This window comes from Massilia timonae CCUG 45783 (genome assembly GCF_000315425.1).
In the GTDB taxonomy this organism is placed as follows: Bacteria; Pseudomonadota; Gammaproteobacteria; order Burkholderiales; family Burkholderiaceae_D; genus Telluria; species Telluria timonae.
The window spans coordinates 16487-38345 of record NZ_JH992924.1 but is presented as its reverse complement, the minus strand read 5'-3'; the positions used below and the strand labels follow the sequence as shown (position 1 = coordinate 38345).

The 21859-nt window shown below is 56.0% G+C and carries 16 protein-coding genes and 1 pseudogene; 8 read left to right on the top strand and 9 right to left on the bottom strand.

Annotated features, from left to right (window positions below; genetic code table 11):
* The first annotated feature begins 81 nt into the window (after nucleotides 1-81).
* Together HMPREF9710_RS15265 and HMPREF9710_RS15260 are read left to right on the top strand one after the other, a co-directional pair.
* Nucleotides 82-2553 (top strand): adenosylcobalamin-dependent ribonucleoside-diphosphate reductase, encoded by a 2472-nt coding sequence (locus HMPREF9710_RS15265; RefSeq protein WP_040776889.1) that lies wholly within the window; start codon nucleotides 82-84, stop codon nucleotides 2551-2553.
* Between the two features lie 75 nt (nucleotides 2554-2628).
* Nucleotides 2629-3009, top strand: a complete 381-nt coding sequence (locus tag HMPREF9710_RS15260) for a SirB2 family protein (protein WP_005667783.1) — start codon at nucleotides 2629-2631, stop codon at nucleotides 3007-3009.
* 46 nt (nucleotides 3010-3055) lie between these two features.
* Here the strand turns inward: HMPREF9710_RS15260 and HMPREF9710_RS15255 are convergent, their stop codons facing one another.
* From HMPREF9710_RS15255 to HMPREF9710_RS15240, 4 genes are all read right to left on the bottom strand, one after another.
* Nucleotides 3056-4054, bottom strand: coding sequence for a tetratricopeptide repeat protein (locus HMPREF9710_RS15255; protein ID WP_005667781.1), 999 nt, complete (start codon nucleotides 4052-4054; stop codon nucleotides 3056-3058).
* A gap of 182 nt (nucleotides 4055-4236) precedes the next feature.
* A complete protein-coding gene (locus tag HMPREF9710_RS15250; RefSeq protein ID WP_005667779.1) occupies nucleotides 4237-4611 on the bottom strand; it encodes a YfeK family protein in 375 nt (124 codons plus the stop codon).
* Nucleotides 4612-4723: 112 nt separating this feature from the next.
* A complete protein-coding gene (locus HMPREF9710_RS15245) occupies nucleotides 4724-8305 on the bottom strand; it encodes an ABC transporter permease/M1 family aminopeptidase (protein WP_005667778.1) in 3582 nt (1193 codons plus the stop codon).
* A gap of 10 nt (nucleotides 8306-8315) precedes the next feature.
* Nucleotides 8316-9233: an ABC transporter ATP-binding protein gene (locus HMPREF9710_RS15240; RefSeq protein WP_005667776.1), complete on the bottom strand. Its 918-nt coding sequence runs from the start codon at nucleotides 9231-9233 to the stop codon at nucleotides 8316-8318.
* A 238-nt stretch (nucleotides 9234-9471) separates the two neighbouring features.
* On the opposite strand from HMPREF9710_RS15240, the pseudogene HMPREF9710_RS15235 reads away from it, so the two are divergent.
* From HMPREF9710_RS15235 to HMPREF9710_RS26650, 5 genes and pseudogenes are all read left to right on the top strand, one after another.
* Nucleotides 9472-9714 (top strand): annotated as a pseudogene (locus HMPREF9710_RS15235) (magnesium chelatase domain-containing protein); the annotation flags it as partial.
* Nucleotides 9715-9938: 224 nt separating this feature from the next.
* Nucleotides 9939-11006 carry a tyrosine-type recombinase/integrase gene (locus HMPREF9710_RS15230; protein WP_005667771.1) on the top strand — a complete coding sequence of 356 codons (1068 nt, stop codon included), beginning with the start codon at nucleotides 9939-9941 and terminating at the stop codon, nucleotides 11004-11006.
* Nucleotides 11007-12704, top strand: a complete 1698-nt coding sequence (locus tag HMPREF9710_RS15225; RefSeq protein WP_005667769.1) for a hypothetical protein — start codon at nucleotides 11007-11009, stop codon at nucleotides 12702-12704.
* Nucleotides 12697-14553, top strand: coding sequence for a site-specific integrase (locus HMPREF9710_RS27965; RefSeq protein WP_005667767.1), 1857 nt, complete (start codon nucleotides 12697-12699; stop codon nucleotides 14551-14553). The genes HMPREF9710_RS15225 and HMPREF9710_RS27965 overlap by 8 nt, the downstream gene beginning before the upstream one ends.
* Nucleotides 14554-14566: 13 nt before the next feature.
* Nucleotides 14567-15007, top strand: a complete 441-nt coding sequence (locus HMPREF9710_RS26650) for a hypothetical protein (RefSeq protein WP_051205123.1) — start codon at nucleotides 14567-14569, stop codon at nucleotides 15005-15007.
* A gap of 29 nt (nucleotides 15008-15036) precedes the next feature.
* Here the strand turns inward: HMPREF9710_RS26650 and HMPREF9710_RS15215 are convergent, their stop codons facing one another.
* Complete coding sequence (locus tag HMPREF9710_RS15215; RefSeq protein WP_040776883.1) at nucleotides 15037-15513, bottom strand: hypothetical protein; 477 nt, start codon at nucleotides 15511-15513, stop codon at nucleotides 15037-15039.
* 379 nt (nucleotides 15514-15892) lie between these two features.
* On the opposite strand from HMPREF9710_RS15215, the gene HMPREF9710_RS27205 reads away from it, so the two are divergent.
* Nucleotides 15893-16135 carry a helix-turn-helix domain-containing protein gene (locus HMPREF9710_RS27205; RefSeq protein ID WP_081589938.1) on the top strand — a complete coding sequence of 81 codons (243 nt, stop codon included), beginning with the start codon at nucleotides 15893-15895 and terminating at the stop codon, nucleotides 16133-16135.
* Nucleotides 16136-16258: 123 nt separating this feature from the next.
* On the opposite strand, the gene HMPREF9710_RS27200 is transcribed toward HMPREF9710_RS27205, so the two are convergent.
* Genes HMPREF9710_RS27200 through HMPREF9710_RS27185 form a run of 4 tightly spaced genes read right to left on the bottom strand, consistent with a single transcriptional unit; the run spans nucleotide 16259 to nucleotide 21855 of the window.
* Entirely contained in the window at nucleotides 16259-17191 is a 933-nt protein-coding gene (locus HMPREF9710_RS27200) for a hypothetical protein (RefSeq protein ID WP_218918209.1), read from the bottom strand.
* Nucleotides 17181-18923 (bottom strand): DUF3696 domain-containing protein, encoded by a 1743-nt coding sequence (locus HMPREF9710_RS27195; RefSeq protein WP_005667763.1) that lies wholly within the window; start codon nucleotides 18921-18923, stop codon nucleotides 17181-17183. The genes HMPREF9710_RS27200 and HMPREF9710_RS27195 overlap by 11 nt, the downstream gene beginning before the upstream one ends.
* Nucleotides 18920-20215: a restriction endonuclease subunit S gene (locus tag HMPREF9710_RS27190; protein WP_005667761.1), complete on the bottom strand. Its 1296-nt coding sequence runs from the start codon at nucleotides 20213-20215 to the stop codon at nucleotides 18920-18922. Before HMPREF9710_RS27190 ends, HMPREF9710_RS27195 begins: the two co-directional genes overlap by 4 nt.
* A complete protein-coding gene (locus HMPREF9710_RS27185) occupies nucleotides 20212-21855 on the bottom strand; it encodes an HsdM family class I SAM-dependent methyltransferase (protein ID WP_005667759.1) in 1644 nt (547 codons plus the stop codon). Before HMPREF9710_RS27185 ends, HMPREF9710_RS27190 begins: the two co-directional genes overlap by 4 nt.
* Between the last annotated feature and the right edge of the window lie 4 nt (nucleotides 21856-21859).

Here is a 21859-nt window from a genome sequence, read left to right as displayed (position 1 = left end):
GCCGCCGCATCTCGACAAATCGGGCGATACGCCGATCAACAAACCCTGATGGCGGGTGCATTCATGGATAGGGCGACCGGCATGAATGCACCAGAAGCGCCAGCCGGCGCCCTGCCCGCGCAGGAAGTGTCGCTGGACGTGCTGCGCGAAAAATACGCGCGCGGCGACGAACGCACGATCGAGGACGTGCAGCGGCGCATCGCACGCGCCCTGGCCGCCCTCGAGCCGGCCACGCAGCGCGCCGACTGCGAGCGCCGTTACCTGGAGGCCCAGCAGCAGGGCTTCATTCCCGCCGGCCGGATTGCGTCCGCCGCCGGCCTTGGCCTGTCGGCCACCCTCATCAACTGTTTCGTCCAGCCGGTGGGCGACTCGATCTCCGGCGCCAGCGACGGCCTGCCCGGCATCTATACGGCGCTCAGCGAAGCCGCCGAGACCATGCGCCGCGGCGGCGGGGTCGGCTACGATTTTTCCGCGATCCGCCCGCTGGGCAGCAAGGTGGCCGGCACCGCCTCGCGCGCTTCCGGCCCGGTGTCGTACATGGAAGTGTTCGACGCCTCGTGCCGCACGGTGGAGTCGGCCGGCGCCCGGCGCGGCGCCCAGATGGGCGTGCTGCGCATCGACCATCCCGACATCGAGCGCTTCATCGCGGCCAAGGACACGGGCCGTCTCACCAACTTCAATATCTCGGTCGGCGTGACCGACGCCTTCATGCGCGCGGTCGAGGCGGACGAGGCGTTCGCGCTGGTGCACGCGGCCGAGCCGGGCGACGAAGACCAGGCGGCCGGCGGCCACCGCCGCGAAGACGGCCTGTGGGTCTACCGCAGCGTGCGCGCGCGCGACCTGTGGGAGCGCATCATGGTCTCGACCTACGACCACGCCGAGCCGGGCGTGCTGTTCGTCGACCGCATGAATGCCGAGAACAACCTCTGGTATGCCGAGGAGCTGCACGCCACCAATCCCTGCGGCGAGCAGCCGCTGCCGCCGTATGGCTGCTGCGATCTCGGCTCGCTGAATCTCACCGCCTTCGTCGACGCGCCGTTCACCCTGGATGCGCGGCTGGACTTCGAGCGCCTGCGCAAGGTGGCGACCGTCGCGGTGCGCATGCTCGACCTGGTGCTGGACGCCACCCGATGGCCGCTGCCGCAGCAGGCCGACGAGGCGCGCGCCAAGCGCCGCGTCGGCCTGGGCTTCCTGGGGCTGGGCAGCGCGCTGGCGATGCTGGGCCTGCGCTACGACGCCGACCCGGGCCGGGCCATGGCGGCGCGCATCGCCAGCGAGCTGCGCGACGCGGCCTACGCGGCCTCGATCGAACTGGCGCGCGAAAAAGGCGCCTTCCCGCTGTTCGACGCCGACCAGTACCTGCGCGGACAGTTCGCCCTGCGCCTGCCCGAGGCGCTGCGCGACGGCATCCGCAAGCACGGCATCCGCAACTCGCACCTGCTGTCGATCGCGCCGACCGGCACCATTTCGCTGGCCTTCGCCGACAATGCCTCGAACGGCATCGAGCCGCCCTATTCCTGGACCTACCAGCGCAGGAAGCGCACGGCGGACGGCGGCACGCGCAGCTACGAGGTGTGCGACCACGCCTGGCGCCTGTACCGCCAGCTGCGCGGCGACGCCCCCTTGCCCCCAAGCTTCGTCACCGCGCTCGAGATGCGCGCGCTGGACCACCTGCGCATGGTGGAGGCGGTCCAGCCCTTCATCGACACCGCGATCTCCAAGACCGTCAACGTGCCCGAGGATTATCCCTATGACGACTTCCGCGACCTGTACCTGGAAGCCTGGCGCGCCGGCCTGAAGGGGCTGGCGACCTATCGCCCCAACGCGGTGCTGGGGAGCGTGTTGTCAACCGCGCCGGCGGCGGACGACGCATCGGCCGCGCCGGTGGCGGACGACGACCCGCTGCGCAGGCGCTTCGAGCACCGTCCGCTCGGCGAGCTGGAATCGGTGACGTCGAAGATCGAGTACTCGACCCAGGAAGGCCGCAAGACCGTCTACCTGACGGTGAGCTTCCTGCGCGCCGAAGGCGTGTGGGAAGGCCGCCAGGTGACGGTCGAGCGTCCTTTCGAATTCTTCATGCCGGCCAACCAGCGCACCGGCGGCCACCAGTGGATCACGGCCTCGATGCGGCTGCTGTCGATGGTGGCGCGCGCCGGCGGTCCAATCGCGCGGGCGCTGGCCGACATGCGCGAAGTGGTATGGGAAAAAGGCCCGGTGCGCTGCGGCCACATCACGCGCGACGACGGCGTGCAGGTGCCGGTGTACCACGACTCCGAAGTCGCGGCGATCGCCTTCATGCTGCAGCGGATCCTGACGCGGCGCGGCTTCCTCGACGAGCAGGGCAACCAGGTGCCGGTGGACGCGCTCGCGCGCAGCTTCGAACGGCGCATGCACGACGCCGCGCCAGGGCCGCGCTTGCAAGAGGAGACGCCGGCCGAGCCGCTGCCCGTCCTGAACGGCGCCAAATGCCCGGAATGCGGCGCGCTGGCGCTGCGCAAGGTCGACGGGTGTTCGCGCTGCGCGTCGTGCCACTACGTCGGCGAGTGCGGCTGACCGGTCCTTTGAACAGTCGCGCCCGCGGGCCGGGTTCGGGCATACTGCCGGGGTCGCAACCAACCCGACCCAACGATGAGTTATTACGCCCTCAAGCATATCCACATGACCTTCGCCGTGGTGAGCGGCGCCCTGTTCCTCGTCCGCGGCCTGTGGATGCTGGCCGCATCGAAGCGCCTGGAGCAGCGCTGGGTGAAGATCGCGCCGCATGCGATCGACACCCTGCTGCTGGCCAGCGCCATCGGCCTGGCGGTATGGAGCGGCCAGTATCCCGGCCAATCGCCGTGGCTGACGGCCAAGCTGCTGGCCCTGGTCGCCTACATCGGCCTGGGCACGGTGGCGCTCAGGCGCGGCCGCACGCGCCAGGTGCGCGCCCTCGCTTTCGTCGCCGCGCTGGCCTGCTTCGCCTACATCCTGGCGGTGGCGCTTACCAAGAATCCGCTGATCGTCGCGTGAATCGAAGCGTGAATCGAAGCGTAATTCGCCATCCTCCGGTCGGCCATCAGCGCCGCTGCAACTGCGCCAGCTGCGCCGTCACCTGCCTCTTCTCGCGCCGCGCGAGCGGCGGAACGCCCGCCAGCGCCGCCTGGTAGGCCGCGATCGCCCGCGGCCGGTCGCGGCGCGCTTCGTAGACTTCGCCCAGCGTCTTGTAGACATAGGGCTTGGGGGCGATCGCCGCCGCCCTCTCCAGCTGCAGCGCGGCGTCGGCCAGCCGCCCCTGGGCGCGCGCCACTTGCGCCAGTCCGTAAAGTCCATGCTCGCCGGACGGCAGCCGGCGGTTCAGTTCCTGGAACAGCCGGACGCTCTGCGCATGGCGGCCGGCGTCGAGGTGGGTGCTGGCCAGGGCCAGCAGCAGCTCGCGCTCGCTGCCCTGCACCAGTGCATACTGCGTCAGGTCGGCCGCCAGGATGTGCTGCTCGGCCTCGTCCAGTTTCCCCTCGTCGAAAGCGCACATGGCGCGCATCAGCCGGGTCAGGTCGGGGTCGAGGCGGCGCGCTTCGGTGGCCAGTTCGCGTGCGCGCACTTCGCTGCCGCCCAGGAAGAACGGCGCGTCGAGATAAAAGCTCATCAGCGTCACGCGGGCGCGGTAATTCATCGGATCGAAGCGCAGCGCGCGCTCCAGGGTGTCGCGCGTGGCATGCGCATTGCGCACGAACGCGACCAGGCCGCCGGCGCGCGACTGCGCCAGCATGACGTTCCCCAGCGCTTCGGCGCAGAGGCTGCTGTCCGGATTGGCCCCGACGCAGCGCTCGGCCGCGGCGCGCGCCTGCGGCAAGTCGTCCGGCTCGCCCCGGGCGATGCGCACGTCGACCGACGCGGCCAGTGCCGTCGGATCGGTGGCGTCGCGCGCCAGCCTGGCCTGGATCGCACTGTTCGCCTCCTGATAGCGCTCCTGGTGCACCAGCCGTGCGATCGGATCGGTCTGGGTGGCATGTGCGGCGCCATCCCATGCGCCCAATAGCAATACCGGCACCCACCATGCCCAGCTCTTAGCCAGCATTGCATTTCCTCTCGTCGGGACCCGGCCCTTTCCGTGGCGACCGGTACCGCTTCCGCAGTCAGATAGTGTTGCTATTTAATATAGAACAAATCCTCACACGAAAGTTATGCACGAGTCAATGCGGTGGGGATACCCATGGTGACGATCGTTGCGCGCCAGCCGAATTCTTCGGATGCGCGAACTCAGCGGGATGGGCGCGCGGCGCGATACTTCGCCAGCTCGGCCTTGAGCCAGGCTGCGCTGGCGACCGGCGCATTGCCGCCGCAGCGGACCAGGTAGGGCTTGCCGCTGAGGCTGCTTTCGCTGGCGGCGCGCGCGATGAAATCCTCGCTCGAGGCGACCAGGTCGCGCTTGAGCAGGTAGTCGTATTTGCGCTGGAGGTGTTTCGCCGCTTGCGCGGCGTCGTGCCAGCTGCCGTTGCGCTGGAAGCTGCAACCGGATGCGGTCAGGTAGCCGATCAGGTGCGCGATCTCCTGGCGCGCGGCGGGGGCCGGCGCGGCGAGGGACGACAGCGGCAGGATGGCGAGCAGAAAGGCAGCGACGACAGGTTTCATCATGAGCGGCGAAAGAACGAAGAAGTTCCAGTATGCCGCGTTTGCCGTCCACGCGTCGCCTCCCCCGCCATGGCCTGGCCGAACGGCCGGACCATGGCGGCATGTTCGCCCCGGATCACTCGATACCGACCTCCTTGCGGTTGTCGCGCGACACGCGGTCGATCATCTTGTTGTAGGGATCGACGCCCACCTCGAACGGCTGCTCCTTCACCGTGACCGTCACCACCGGATTGGCGCCGGACAGCACGCGCTTCTCCAGGAGCAGCACTTTTTCGTCGGCTTCCCTGGCCCCTGCGGCGCGGGCGAACACACCGATCTCCACCGGCTCGTCGTAGGCGCGCGCGGTTTCCTTGCCCTTGCCGTCGGCCTCCATCTTGGCCAGGTGCAGCGTCATCGTCACGTCCCACTGGCCATCCGGGCGCTTCTTCGCCGTCGCCTGCGTCACGCGGTTATCGTAGAACACGATTTTCTCGAACATGTCCGAGATCAGGGCGTGCTTGTCAAGCGGCGCCTCCGCGCGGATGTAGTCGAGCAGCTCCTTCGAGGTGGTGAACGGCGACTCCTGGTAGCCCTTGTCTTCGAGGAAGCGCTTGAGCGCGCGGTTCAGCGCCTGTTCGCCGATCTCGTCGCGCAGGCGGTAGAAGATCAGGCTGCCCTTGCGGTAGTGGATGTAATCCTGGTTTTCCACGCGCATGAGCGGCAGCTCTTCGATCACCTCGCCGCCGCGCGAACGCAGGTAGCGATCGAACTCGTAGCGCAGGAAGCGGCGCATCTGGTGGCGCCCGTACTCCTTCTCCATCACCATCAGCGCCGAGTACTGCGACAGCGATTCGATCAGCATGCTCGCGCCCTGCACGTTGGCGGCGGTGACCTGGTGGCCCCACCACTGGTGCGCCATCTCGTGGGCCGTCACATAGAACACGTAGTCGATGTCTTCCTTGTCGCGCAGGTCGGCGATGAAGCCGATCGACTCCGAGAACGGGATCGTGTTCGCGAACGACTGGGCGAAGGCCTGGTAGTTGGGGAACTCCAGGATGCGTACCTGCTTGTGCTGGTACGGCGTGAACTCGGTGGTGAAGTAGTCGAGCGACTTGCGGGTGGCCTCGATCATCCGGTCCACGTTGTAGCCGTGCTTGGCGTCGTGGTAGATCTCGATCGGGATGCCGTTCCAGTCGCCCTTCTTGACCTGCCAGCGCGCCGACAGGTAGGCGAAGAACGGCATCATCTTCTGGTCCATCTTGTAATGGTAGTAGTTGCGGCCGTTCTCCTTCCACGATCTTTGCAGGTAGCCCGGCGCCAGCGCGATCTGGTCGCCGCTGGTCGACACCGTGGTCTCGAAGCCGATCCAGTCCGCGCCGCCGCCGAACATGGAGTCGACGCGCGCCGCCTCGTCCTCGAGCTTGGCCATGCGCTGCGGCTCGCCCAGCCCGCGCTTGCGGCGCTCGTTGCGGTCGGTCAGCTCGTAGTCGGCCTGGTAGCCGAGCATCGGGAAGAACTCGTGATTGTTGAAGAACGTGCCGTTGAGGTTGAAGGTGTCGGCCTTGCCCGAATTCGAGAAGCCCTGGCGATGCGCATCGATCGTGAAGTCGAGCGGCAGGCGCGCGCCCGGCGCCAGGGGTGCGGCCAGCTTCAGGATCCTGAAGCCCGATTCGGTGTCGTCCAGCACCACCTGGTGCGGCGGCAGCTTGCCCAGGGTCGTGACGACGTCGGGAGTGAACTGCAGGCGCAGGGTGTCGAGCGGCTTGTCGGTCTTGTTCTCCAGGACGTAGCTGCCCTTGACCGTCACGCGGCGCTGCTCCGGATAGATGTCGACCGCGGCGCGCACGTCGATGACCTTCGGATGCGGCAGGTCCTTGTACTGGCGGTAGTTCTTCTCGTACCGGGCCTGCTTGTCCATGCTCACGTTCTTGGCTTCGTAGCCGCCCAGGGTCACGGTATTATGGAAGATCCAGCCGCCGACCAGGGCGAAGGCGATCGTGCACAGCGCCAGCGCCACGCCGGCGCCTCCGCGCAGGCGGCGGCCCGCTTCGCGCACCCGCACCCGCCACGCGACCGACAGGCCGCGCACCCAGAAGGCCTGGGCCACGATCAGCGCCGCCAGGCAGAACAGGGTCCAGTACAGCGCGAACCAGGCCCAGCCCGTGACGAAATGGCCGAAGCCGTTCATGTCCGAATACGGCGTCTCGGGCAGCAGCGCGATGTTGTACAGATTGTGATCGAAGTGCATCACCGACAGGACGATCTGCGCGATCAGGAGGACGATCACCAGCAGGTAGCCGATGAATTTGTTGTTGGTGACGACCTGCAGCACGATGGCGATCAGCGCCATCAGGACGAACGGCAGGCCGGCCATGAACACGCCCTGGACGTACACCCCGAATTCGACCGGCGCCCCGCCCCGGAACAGCTGGATGGCGATCGCGGTCAGGATCCCGGCGAACAGGAACACCAGCACCACGCCCACCAGCGCCAGGCTCTTGGCGACCAGCGGCGCCCAGTTCGGCGCCGGCATGGCGTCGCTCACGTCGGCGATCCTGGCCTGGCGTTCCTTGAAGATCAACTCGCCCGCATAGAAGGTGACGATGACAATCAGGAGGAAGTTGAACGACCCTTTCAGCAGTTCGATCATCAGGTGCGTGCGCGGATAGACGTCGGTGCCGAACATCTCGTCCAGCACGCTCGCACTGCCGACCATGTTCAGCACGCCGAACAGCAGCAGCACGAGGAATGGCACGCTTCTGAACACCGCGACGGCGTCGAAGGCGAAGATGTGCCAGCACTGGGCCCAGCGCGTGGCGCCGGTAAACCGCGGCGCGACGCGCGGCAGGGCCACCGTCACCGGCACGAAGGCCTGCGCGGCCTGCGTTTTGGCCTTGCCGAACAGGCGCTTGCCGGTGCCGGCGCGCTGCGGCTTGAACAGGGCCAGGGTCAGGCCGACCAGCACCAGCGCCACGGCGCTCCACAGCAGGCGGTTGGCCAGCATGTAGCCGCCAATGTCGGGCAGGCCGGCATTCGATTCGGCGGTCGAGAAGTAGCGCGTGGCGCGGCCGAGCGCGCGCAGGCCGAAGGGATCGGCCAGCACGGCGATCCATTCGTTGTCGATGTTCGAAGTGAAGCTGCCGGCGACGATCCACAGCACGAAGAAAGCCATCACGCCGACGTACACCATCATGATCGAGCGCGTGGTGGCGGCCAGCAGCATCAGCAAGGCGCCGATGAAGAACAGGTTGGGCACGACCAGCACGCCCAGCGCCCACAGGTAGGCCGCGCCGGGGAATGGGCCGACCCGCTGGACATCGATCCACGGCATCAGGGGACCGAGCATCGTGCCGAGCACGATCATGGCGAAGATGAGCAGGCAGGCCACCAGGCCGGCGGCGAAGCGGCCGATCAGGTAGTCGCGCTTTTTCATCGGGGTGGCGAACAGCATGTCGGAGATGCCGACTTCGGCGTCGCGCAGCACGCCGCCGGCGATGAAGATGGTGACGACGAACATCGACATCAGGCTGAAGATGCCGAGCAGCTGCGCGACCACGGTCGGCGCATTGCGGTTGACGTTGCCGATGCTGCCGCCGACCTGGATCGCATCGCTGGTGGTGGCGCCGAAGGCCAGCGCGCCGAAGATCAGCGCGCACACCCACAGCAGGGGCTGGCGCAGCTGGAAGTCCAGCTCGAACTTGAAGAATTCTCTCAGCATGCCGCCCTCCTCACGCCGTCACCGGCGCAGCCTGGGCCGACGCCGCCTGGCCGGCCGCGCGGCTGGCATTGCGGATCTGCAGGAAGTAGACGTCTTCCAGGTCCGGCTCGACGCTGACGAAACCGTCGTCCGGCTGCGACTCGGCATAGACGTTGATCTGCGGCCGGCCCGCCACCAGGCGGGTGGACAGCACGTTGAAGCGCTCCTGGTATCCGGGCAGCGCTTCCTGGGTGACGGTGCGGCGCCACACGCGGCTTTTCAGGGTGTCGATCGCGGCCTGCGGCTCGCCCTGCAGCAGCACCGTGCCCTTGGCGATCATGGCCATGCGCGGACACAGGTCGGTCACGTCCTCGACGATATGGGTCGACAGGATGACCACCACCTGCTCGCCGATCTTGGCCAGCAGGTTCAGGAAGCGGTTGCGCTCGTCGGGATCGAGGCCGGCGGTCGGCTCGTCGACGATCACCAGGCGCGGCGCGCCGAGCAGCGCCTGGGCGATGCCGAAGCGCTGGCGCATGCCGCCCGAATAGGTGCCCAGGCCGCGCTTGCGCGCTTCCCACAGATTGGTCTGGTGCAGCAGGGCTTCGACGATCTCCCTGCGCTCGCCCTTCGCGGTCAGGCCTTTCAGGACGGCGAAGTGGTTCAGCAGCTTTTCGGCGCTGACCTTCGGATAGACCCCGAAGTCCTGCGGCAGGTAGCCGAGCTGGCGGCGCAGGCTCTCCTTGTCCTTCAGCACGTCGAGGCCGTGGAAATGGATGCTGCCGCTGTCGGGGTCCTGCAGGGTAGCAATGGTGCGCATCAAGGACGACTTGCCGGCGCCGTTCGGTCCGAGCAGGCCGAACATGCCGTTCGGGATCTCGAGGCTGACATCGTTGATGGCCTTGACGCCATTGGCATAGGTCTTGTTGAGCTGCTTGATCGATAACATCGGCGGTGACTCCTGGTCTGTAAATGGTGGCAGATATTTCCTTGCAGATAATGTAGCGGTAGTGGAATGCGATGTCAGGTTTTTGTGACAGGCGGTAGAAAAGCCGGAATGGACGACGAATTCGGGGGCATATGCGTACGCCATGCAGCGCGAATACGCATGCCTGTCCGCACGCAACAGATGCCGCCGCGCGCGCCGTACGATAGGGCCTTCCCAGCGTTCATGCGGAAGGAACACTATGAGTCTGGCCGTCCTGAGAAGCCGCGCCCTTGCCGGCATGGAAGCGCCCGCCGTCAACGTCGAAGTCCACTTGGCCAACGGCCTTCCTGGCATCGCCATCGTCGGCCTGCCCGATACCGAAGTGCGCGAAGCGAAAGACCGCGTGCGCGCGGCGCTGCAGAATTCCGGCTTCGACATCCCGGCACGCCGCATCACGATCAACCTGGCGCCGGCCGACCTGCCGAAAGAATCGGGCCGCTTCGTTAGGACGTTCCCAACATGTTAAGAAGAAAGTATTATATTTTTCAATGACTTGGGAGTTCACTAAACACCTGCGCGATCTTCCAACCCTTTGCCCTGCCGAACGCAAGCTGCAGCTACCTTTTACGAAGGCCAAATAATAAATTGCACTTAATCAGCTCAACCGACGACTTAAGAATCAACGGCATTAGCCAACCCGGCTTCCCGATACTGCTTTGGGAGGATATGCGTAGCTGCACGGAGGTCAACGACTTTTTCCGCCATTATCTTTACCGAAGCTCGATCCAGTCTAAAAAGTCGTGGGAGCCAATAAGCCGCGCTATGTATGATTTCTTTGGCTTTCTTGAGGCCAATAGTTTGAGTTGGAACGAGTTTGAAAAATGCCTTTTACAAAAAGGCTTGATCGAAGAATATCGAGATTATTGCTATGACGTGGTCCAACTAAAGCGAAATACCGTCCGCTTACGCATATGGTACATCTGCGAATTTTACAAGTTCGCCCTAAATGAAGGCATGATATCTACGCTACCTTTTGGCTATGAAAGCCGGCAAGTGAATCATCCAGGGAGCTTTCCAGGGCACATTTCTGGCGCAAAAACCGTGCAGGTCCCGGATGTGCTGCCAAAAAAACGTAAGGATTTAATTCGTTACCTAGACGCTTATCAAATCAAGCAACTGCTCGAGCAGGCAAGGCCAAACATTCATCATTACCTAATGATTAAGTTTGCCCTACATACTGGACTTCGCAGAGAAGAAATCGCGACGTTTCCGGTCTCATATGTGTTTGACCCCACCAAGGCAAAAGTCCAAACTAGAAACGTCAGAGTAACATTAGACCCACAGGACGGTTCGGGCATGAAAACAAAAGGCAGTCGAGCGCGCCATATTTTTTTAACTACGCGCTTCATGCAAGACCTCTACCATTACATTACTCACCATCGAGGTCTGCTCGCCTATGAAAGGAGTAATCAAGAAAAAACACTCTTCTTGACCCAATACGGGAAACCGTGGTCGAACAGCGGCAAAGGTATCGAACGTATGGTAAGCAAGATTGGCGCAAAAGCTGGCGTCACAACACATCCACATATGCTACGCCACACGTACGCAACTCACACTCTAATAGCCTTAAGAAGCACAAATCAAAAGGCGGTTGAACCGCTAGTTTTCTTAAAAAATCAACTCGGTCACGCCTCACTCCGAACCACTGAAGTCTATTTACATATAATTAACGAAATCGCTGACGACGCCGTTCTTGAATATGACAATGAACTAAACAATCCAATAGGAAGCTGAATGTACCGAAAGAAAATATTCAAGAGGATCGAAAGCGGCAAACCTTCTGCACTAGCTTCCCACGGTTCTAACGAGCATCCCTCTCCAACAGCAGATTCTAAAAAATACACGAAGGTAATCCTCAAAGCAACCTCCATTGGTGACAAACACGTCTTTGATTTTGCACAGTGGTACAAGGTTGGTTTTGACATGATAACAAGCGCATGCCAGGAACAAATAGAGCGTTTCCTGAACAATCAAGACAAAACTCTGGAAGCAACAACTGTATTACGATACTGTCAATCGCTATCGTCTTTCCTGAAGTACCTCGTCTTATACCGCTCCTCGTTTGAACGTGATCTTAATGTCGATGACATAAACGGCAAGATGCTAAGGGGATTCTTGCAATCGTTAGAAACATCCGGCACCTCGAAGTACACGCAAAAAGGCAACTACGCCGGTGTAAAATCCGTATTGCAAGCAATGTGCCGACGCGGCTTGATAAGGGAAATAGAGGGTGGAGATGATGCCACATTCCCGCCCAATCCCTTCTCTGGCGCCGGGCGCGCAACAAAGGGGCAAGTGCCGCTAACGCCTGCTGAGCGTATGGCATTCAACAGAGCGATTAAGCAAGCTATTACCCCGCTTTTTGCCGAGGGTGCTGAGCCCACGTCGTATCTTCTAGCATGTGCTTTATTAGTTGTCGCTCTTCATACTGGCCGCAATACCTGGCCTCTACTAGAGATGACACCTGACTGCCTACGTCCACATCCAAAAAATAACAAAGTGTTCCTTGTCGTATATAAGAGACGAGGACACTCAACAAATAAGGTAGCGCTGCTAAAAGCACGCCAGGCTGACGACAACGGACTCGAGTCGGTGCCATCAATACTCCCAACAGTAGCCAATCTTATACAACGCATAATCAGTCTATCACGCGGTTTATCATCCGAGGCCCCGGAGCATCTGCGAGATAGAATCTGGCTTTACCGTGCTCAAACAGCACGTAGAGGCGCTGGAATGATCGGGTCAGTAACCGCGTTATCTGAAGATAGCCTTGAGACTGCTATAGTTAAGTTAGTCCGAACGTACAATCTAACCGATTCGGACGGAAAACCGCTGAAACTCAATGTCAGCCGTCTCAGAAAAACATTCATTAATCGGGTATATGAGATTTTAGATGGCGACATTGTCGCAACTGCAAGCGCGGCAGGGAACACTGTAAAGACAGTAGATCTATACTATTTGTCCCCAAATGAACAATCAAAGCGGAACTGGAAATTTTTAGGTGAAACGTTATTTGAAGAAGCGTTAACTGGCACATTAGGATCAACAGAGAGAACGCCAGTCGGACGATGTAGCGACAATAGAAACGGCGAATACGCACCCAAACAAAACGCCACGGCTATATGCATGAATTTTCTGAACTGCTTACGCTGTCGAAATTATGTAGTGACTGGCGATGATCTTTATCGGGTGTTCAGTTTCTACTGGCGAATCTTCTATGAACGGAATCGTATGCGACCGAAGCAATGGAAGCGTGAATTAGGGCATATCACGCGCCTGATTGATCAGGATGTAATAGCGACAGGAATCGCAAAGGGAATTTTCAAAAAAGCGTTCGTTGACGCGGAGCGAGAGCGCGCGCGGCGTGCCCCCCATCCATTTTGGTCTACGGAAACAATCATGGCAGACATATCTGGACATAACAATGAGTGAGCCCGCACCAAGCGCGACCGCTGCTCTGGCTGAACAGCAAGAGCAATTCAAACGAGAAACTGAACTCAATAATGATGGCTTGGCGGTGATCTCACATCGTGTCGTCGGAAAACATGCCGTCCCGATCAGTCGATACCGAGACGACATTTGGGAATTTGTAGGTGTAACCACCAATACTACAAAATCCGATACGCGAGTTAACTTCGCAACAATACCCAAAGAATTTCAAAGCATAGCAAAGCAAGTAATTTATCGATATTTAAGAAATGGCGGTTATGGGCAGAAAACACCGAAAGCCTCAACCGTTATCAAGTTTTTTCAAGATATAAAACCGTTCTTTATTTATCTTGCCACGGTTCATATTAAAAGCTTGACGCGAGTAGATCGCTTCACTGCTGCAATGTACGTTGCACATGTCAACACGAAAACTCGCGTTGGGTCAAGAGATGTCAAGCTGAGCTCGTTAACCGTCGCAAAACGTCTCCACGCTGTTGAAAAGATTTATTACTTAAGCCAATATACCGACGATGTAATGCCCGCTCATCCATGGCCGGAGAGTTCAGCAGAATTTCTGAGTGGTGTCACCAAAAACAGAGCAGATCAAGAGCGCACGCCACTTATCCCTGACGATATCTTCCATATTATCTTTCGGCGCGCATGGGAGGTCGTTGAAACGGCGCCTCACCTGTTGGACTTACGCGACGGGGTGGATCTGATCGCGTCATCCCATCGCGATGACAAATATCGCAAACAAGAACTGCAAGGCGAATTTCTAAAGACGAACGGCTGGAAGGGAGGTGTCAAGGAACTGGGCAAAGAAATAACCAAGATTCGAGTCGCTAGTTACATCGTTGTGGCAAGCCTTAGTGGTTGTAGAAATCATGAAATCGCATTCTTGCAAAAAAACGCCTGTTACAGTACATCGAACACGACCGGTGAAACATACTGGTGGATGCGATCGACATCTACAAAAACCAATGCGGGTCAAACCGAATGGATGGTCCCAGAAGCCGTCGTGTCAGCGCTTCAGGTTATGGAACGATGGGCTCGCCCACTACAACAACTCCTTCAGCGCGAAATCGACCAATACAGATCTACAGATCCATTGGATCCACGAATTGCTGAAGCAGAAGAGCACTCGAGGGCATTGTTTATCGGTTTAAGTACCGGAAAAGGAAACCTGGTACGGACCACACCGACAAAAACACTAAATCAAGAGCTCAAGACTTTTTCGCGCAACTGCGGCACAGATTGGAAGTTAGCATCGCACCAGTTTCGAAGAAAGTTTGCGAACTATGCGGCTCGTAGTCAATTTGGCGATCTCCGCTACCTACGCGAGCATTTTAAACATTGGAGTATAGATATGACGCTAGGGTATGCTCTGAACGAATCCCAAGAAATTGCTCTTTATGCTGAGATACAACAAGAAATCAGTGACATAAAGGAACAGACTGTGCAGAATTGGCTAGACCCAGACCAGCCACTTGCGGGAGGATATGGCACCAACCTCGCTAAATGGCGCACCAGGGGCGAAAATATAACATTGTTTAAAAATCAAAAGCAGATGATAACTTCTATCGCCGAAAGCACGGCTATAAGAAGCAATGGACATGCTTGGTGCACTGCTGACGACAATCTCTGCATAGGCAACAGCATTGAACCTGTCAGATGCGCAGCAGGATGCAGTAACGCTGTTATTGGACTTGAGCACAAACCATTTTATAACGGGCTCTACAATCAATTGAGACAGCTAAAGGATTTAGACGACATTGGCCCAGCTGGCCTAGCTCGCGTACAACGCGATTTAGACAGGTGCGCCAACGTTTTAAACACATTGGCAGGTAATTGAAAACATCACGATTATGACGCTTGCTCGCAAACGCGCCGACACGAGAAAAAAAGAACTTCAACTGGCCATCTTTCGAATTGAACAGGGACGTGCCCATACAAAAGAAAAAAAATTAAGCATAAGCGCAGTTGCGCGCGAAGCAGGTGTCACCCCTGCACTAATTCACAATCACTATCCTTCTATCGCGGACGCCATCCGTGCGAAGCTAAATAAGCTAGCACGTGGCGAACACAATGAGCGCAACAAAATCATCAAAGATTTACAAGAAAAAAATAGGACCCTGAGGGAGGAAATTGACAATATGAGATTGAAAATTTCCAGACTTGCAAGCATCAACGAGTCCCTTCTTACGGAAAACAGAATCTTGGTTGCGAAAATTTCGTCGCCAAACGTCGTCGATATTGCCCCCCCCAACGACCAAAAAATAGAAGGCTGCGCCGCGAAAGACCAATAAAGGGTCGTGGCAAACTTTTTTCCGGATTCTTATCCAATCGTCTTACGCTCGCGAAATGCAAAAGCATTCGCCCTCGCATCGTTTAACGCGAAATGCTCAGCTAATTTATTGGTAGCATAAAAGTCTTCCAACAGGAGTAGAGAGAGCTCATAGTCAATATTTCTTGGATTTATCCAAGATACATCTCCCACTACCTCGAAAAAGAGCATCCAATCGTATTCGTGATCGAAGCAAATCTCAACTTTTTGCTCTGTTGCTTTAACCAGTTTAAGCCACTGTACGATCTTATCCTTCAATAGATCAGATGATATTAGCGTAATTTGATCTTGTAAGAGCAAAGGAATAACGACATCCCGGACGAATTCGCTGCATATCGTACGGTCGAAGGGTATTTCGAAATAAGCTTCTTCGCCTGTTTCGGCGACTAGACCAATGCTAATCAGTTTGGGGTTAATCAAACTTGTAAACTCAGTATCGATAAAAACCTTTAAAGGAATATTTTTCATAGATACGGCACTTACTTCCCTGTTCGATGAGTCACGTAAGCATTGTTCCAAACGAAACTAGCGTTTCAATGAGACGTTAATCTGAGTACGTCCCGTCTTTAACGCGTCGTCTAGAATTTGAAAAATCATCGAGGGGACGCTTACTTGCTTACGCTGTACGAGCGTCGCAGCAGCTGACAGGTTCAACAAATGTTCGTACATATCTTCTGGTATGCGGAGGAAGACTCCCTTCTTCTCTACAGTCAGGTTTGCCTTATCAGCGTTTTTCATTCGTACGGTGTTCAACGTGTAGCTCCTAGGTGCCCCGGTTGGTCAGGGGAAGTGAAAATGGGCCGTAAATGCCGTGGTCTATTGTGCACGAAGACAGCACGATGCGGCAATGTCCACCAAGCCGCTCGAACCCGCAGAAATACGTTTACGTGCTTTAGGAGCCGCGATCCGTGCTCTCAGGAGAGAGCTTGGTCTCTCCCAGGAAGAGTTAGCCCATCGTTGCACGATCGATCGAAGTCATATGGGTCGCATAGAGCGCGGAGAGCGGAATCTCAGCATCCTAAATCTCATCCGCATCTGCGATGGTCTCAGTGTGTCGCCCTCAGAAGTCCTACTGCGAGCTGGATTGTAGCGTTAGCCAGCCACAATGTGAGCTTTCACTAAACAGGCGACCGCACCGTCAAACTACGATATAGCACCTCAAGAATTACCGTGCTGGCTCAGCAGGCATCAAGATATCGGTAGCCTGGGCTAATCAAGCTCCAATGACAAAGCGCCACCTTAGGCTCCCACCGCGAGCTGCCGGATCGAACAATCTTTGTATCTTATCTTTATCATCTCGACCCAGACGCCCCCAGGTCGAAAAATCATCTGGCTTTCCAGATACGTCAAAGCCAGCAGGCGTAGTACTACCTAAGATATCGGTGATGAGATATCGGTCATGAAAGTCGTCCCATCCAAAGACCTCAGCGCTCAGTCCGTGGGAAACAAGTATGAGGTGAAGAGGTTCAAACCGTGTTCGCCAAGTTGCCAGATCTGGAAATGTTCGCCTTGGTCCATCACCATCACAGAGACTTCGATGAATTTCAATACGTGGCTTAACTGCCCGGTGTTTCAGCGGCGCCAACAATAGACCGAATTCCCTATAACTGTGACTGCTAGGGTCGAGGTTTGGGTCAATGAACATCAGAGAATTTGCCTGGCGCAGAAGCCTATACAGAACCCGTTCGTATTCGCTAGTTTTTCGATCAATTGTGATCGAAGGACTGCGAGACTGCCACCAAGAAGTTCCGGTAAGCTTTTCGATTGATGCCACTTCGGTCTGCGCAAAAACTTGCTTTGTGTTGTGCCCAGCAATAATCCCAGTTAACGGTTCAATGCCGGACGCGGCTAGCCCCTCGTTGCACCAATCAGTTGCGTTCAGAGGACCTGTCCCGAGCTGGCGTGGATATCGCCGAAGACGGTTACCTTGAGCAAGTTTTCTGATAATTTCTTTGGATAGTCGATGCAACCCTGAAGAGTTCTGAATGCAGAATTGACGCCATCCCCCGTCGCATAGATCACGAACAATGCCCTCTTGCAATAAAGGCTCCTTTAAGAACGGAAGGTACGCTTCAATTAATTCTGGTTTACTATAAGCCGCAGGATCAAAAATGTCCGGAATAAGCGCATATTCATCAAGAATCACCGAATTGCTCCCGAAATCCCTCTTCAAAAAAACCACCAGGCCACGATTTCACGAGTTCACCTAGCTCGTTAAGCGGCATCTCACGGACGATACTATGTGTCCCGTCCGGCTCTACATACAACACCGAAACATCTTGGGGCGTTATTGGCGGAAGACCAGTTGCTTTACCTAGGTGTGTTTCGCGCATTCTGCGCATGATTCGTAAAATCAAATGCTCGCTATGAGTTTCTAATATGAAAGTGTTTTTCCGATCCCCTAATGCCGACTCAATGAAAACATCGCCTAGTTCAGCCTGCAGTGCTGGATGAAGGTGAATTTCGGGCTGCTCCATTGCCAACAGCTTTCCTTTTGAGCCGTAAGCCATGACAAGTACAGGAAGTACCTGAGAGATCCCTATACCCACATCCCTATGAGTAACCACAGTATTCGTACGCTGATCAACTAGCACAAGCTCGCGAATACGATCAGCGTCGGACATATTAAGTTCTTTCAATATGTCCAGAGCGGCTGCTTCTACATCTTTAATAACGGAGTATGCGCCTATTGGGCTTGCGTCATCGTCATCATAATCCAGCTCGACTTCCAAGCCGTCACTCTGCAGTTTCTCAAGTCCCTCTTCCAATGGGGTCTGTAGGTCATCAAGGGCTAGTAGAGATCGAACCACTAGCTTGTAGGGTGTCTTTAACTTGTTAGAGCCTAACCAACTGTTGACCGTCTCGCGTACTTTGTCGTCTCGTCGAACGACATCCCAGGCGTAGCCGCCGCCTGCATACCAGTTTGCGTCCTCGTGCTCTACGAACGAAACGTGTCGTGGCGGGAAGGAACGTAATGGTCCAAGATACTGCAGTTGTTTCAATTGGTCCCCTACAGCGAGAGCCAGTCCTTTGATCAGATCGTTAAGCATCCTGGGCAAAACGAGCCTTACGGCGTGAGCAATATCCTCCTGACGGTTTCCTTTACTGACCGGAAATAACATGTTGGCAGACGATAAATCACTCGTCACGGCCTTAGGCAGCTCAACACCAGATGGGAAGAACTGATCAACACGTACTAATAACTCAGGCAGCCATTCTGCAATGCCCTCATTAGCCGCCTTAACGTCTTCGGGACGCATTTCTTCGGAAGTTGTTTGCGCCTCTATGATAGCCTTAAGTACTTCCTGGAAAACTGGATGATCGCTTGCAAGCCGATCTACCCGCAAGTATTCGCCTTCATGATGAGCTAACTGCACTGCAGTTGGCCGGCGGCTCATGCGCAGCAGTTCCGTACCGTCGGCTATTATTTCAATTGAATCAACTCGCGGTTCAACACCAGATATAGGGCGATCCTGATCATCAAGCTCCATACCTAAAGCGATATTCAATGCCACAGTATTTACAGGCGCCAGCCACTTCGCGATTCGTTGATCCTTGTTTCCAGCTAACGCATTTACTTTGAGCTCGGCTCCCCACTCAACGCGCTTGTTCAATTGACCTCGGTGAACATATTGCCGAAAACCACCTAAATCAATAGCACTACCGCCCACATCAGTATGGTGGACATCAAGTCGAGCTAGGTTTCTTTTTTCACGGCCAAACTGAGCCTCGTGTGCTAAAGCTAGACTATGAATAAAACTCGATTTTCCTGCGCTATTTGCACCAAAAATCAAAGTAATAGGTTTTATTGGAATGCGCTGGGTATCAGCGAAAGCCTTGAAATTACCTACATGCAGACCTTGTAAAGCACGGTTCATAAGCAAGCCTCTTCCCTTAAACTAGGTAAGTCCTGGATTCGACTCCACTCTTCCATTTCTGCAACCAATTCATGCATGCGGGCAGTGCGCCATTGACCGGTCAACTTGCCGAGAAAAGCATTTTCAAGCATATGCACCCAAACTTTGTCCAAATGTTTTGCCGCGTTTTGGGCAGCTTTCAGCTTTTCCATAACGCCCCACGCGATATGTTCGAATTTTTTTTGCAGCTCAATGGGTGGCAGAGGCACGAGAGTACGCAACATCGCATCTTGGCTAATATTCAGCATGGACCCGCTACTTCCTGAAGACACTGCCCTAAACTTGTCTCGCACTCCTTCTTTCCAGAATAACTCTTTGAGATATAGCACAGACGCCTTTCGAGAATCTGGTATAAGTCGCCAAAGCTTATCCGATAGAAAGAGGTCTGGATAATCATCGTCAACGACACAGCTAGCAGCAATCAGCTCGCGAGTATTTGCGCGACTGAATAGAAGGTCGCCGCGCTTGGGCATCAGCAGGGGCCGAGAGAATTCGACCTCCGATACTGCCTTGTTTTCTTCAGGACGAAATACACCGCTTGTAACGGCACTTATCTTCAATACGCCAAGTTCACCAGCTTGTCGTGCTCTACCCTCACCTAGGGCGCTCCACCCTGCTTCAAGACGTGGAATGACTTCAGACAGGGGCTCTTCCGGCCATCGCATTGGATTGCTAACTGGATCTCCGAACATTCTATTGAAGAGCGTAGGTAAAATGCTTGCTGCTTGCGCATCTGTATAACGCCTCAAGTGTCTCAGCCGATCTGCTTCCTTCAGCAACTCAACAATACGGGCCTGCTCGCTTGGTGTGGGAAGGTTCAGTTTCGAGCGTTTGATAATGCCTTCGGTAACTGCCGGGTAACTTGCGCCCGTCGCGTTAATTGTTAAAAAATCCACGAACTGGCGACTTTGTACCCAATAGAACAGATATTCGGGGTGAATCAATTTATCGTTTGCCCGCAACACAGCAAAGGCCGTTGACGCGATCTCTCCGTGCAACGCTTCTGGGACCAAAGCAACTGCGTTCAAATTTGGCCTAACGGTCGAGACGATCACGTCGTTCGCATGCACGATCTTTCGAGCACGGCTTGGCGCGTTCTCAGCTTCGATCTGATCCGCTCGGACAATTAACTTAGAATTTCTGTCTACCCCAGCAACGTCAATGTAGCGAAAAACGCGTCGCCCAATCCGAACGGGATCTCCTTGCAATATTGGCAGGCAGACGTCCCCGATTGTTACAGGAAGCCAATTCATTTTTTTAGTTCCTGCAATAGATCTTCTAAACCGGAAACAACTTTCCGATAATTCGACAAAACGTCTCCTACTAATACGGCGGGATCCTCGTCGTTTGTTTTCTCGACTAGTCGAGGTTTCCACTGCCCTGCGCTTAGGTTGAAATCGCTTTCTGCTAATTTATCGTGTCCAACCCACCAACAGTCAGGTGCCGTCGCATCATAAGGTAGCAATGTGTTACCTTCGATCCCAGGAGGTGTAGTAAAGCCGCTCGCCTTATATAAGTTCCATTGAGAAAGAAGGTCGGGGATGTCATTTTTTTCAGGCGTTTCCATACGCCCTCCCCCAACTATCTTGTCGGGATCGTAGCCATCGTTATGTATTTCATAAAACCAAACCTTGTTTGGACGTTTGGCAGTATCCGATATTGGGTTACGGAATACCAAAACAGCCGTTTTCACTCCTGCATAAGGTTTAAAAACACCGGATGGTAGGCTAACAACCGCTAGAAGATCGAAGTCTCGTATCAGTTTGCTTCGAAGAGCGACATGTGCGCCTGTTGAGCCAGACAGAAGGCCTTCAGGCACTACAACGGCACATCGTCCGCCTGGGGCGAGATGATGCATCATTAGCGACAAAAATAATAACTCGCTTTTCTTGCTGTTTGTTGGCAGATCAGAACGAATTGAATCCTTAGGCAATTGACCGGCGAAAGGTGGATTAGCTAAAATCACCTGGTAACGGCGACGAAGATCATCATCAGTCAGACCACCCATATCAGATAGCGAGTTTGCTCGTTTAAGTTTAGCGTGACGGACGCCATGGAGCACAAGATTCATCATACTGATACGGACCATCTGTCTTGAAACATCTGTTCCATAGACTGATGCCTCAAGTACTTTCCAGTCCGGTATTTTTTCGCCTGCGCCTTTCCGATACGTCTGCAGACGCGGGATATCTTTTTTCAGCTCTGCAAGCGATCGTCCCTTTTTCTCGAGCCAATCTTCACCATATATAGGATATTCATTAATTTCCGTTGAATATTTAGCAAGGAGGTGATCAATTGCGTCGATTAGGAAACCACCCGTCCCCATAGCCGGGTCGAAAAATGAGTCTCCGAAATCAGGATCGACCATTTCAACCATGAAAGAACGGATCTGACGTGGCGTACGAAACTGGCCGTTCAGCGAGCTGGACCCAAGATGAACTAAAAGATATTCGAATATATCTCCCTTTACGTCCGGTCCCAGCTTTCGAAACTCGAAACCGTCAAGCTCATCAATTACCTGTTTGAGAACGTTCGGATCAAAGATCTCTAGGATCGCATCTCGAAAATACTCCGCAACTTCGGGTTCATCTTTTGTTAGAGACGCCATGTAAGGAAATACTTCATCACGAATAAAGTCGCGTAATTCGTGACCGCTTTTGAATCGCCATTGACTCCATCGATATCGCTCAGCTTGGTTCGGAAACAACAGTACAGCGTTTCCGCCTGTTGCGCCCATGCGCGCACGTAATTCCCTGCCAGACTCTTCTTCATCCAAAAGCTTCAAGAAGATGAGATACGAGATCTGCTCAATATACGTAACAGGGTTTGTGACGCCGCCTGCCCATAGAATACCGGTAATATGGTCCAGCTTACGGCGGAGTTGTTGATTCATTCTT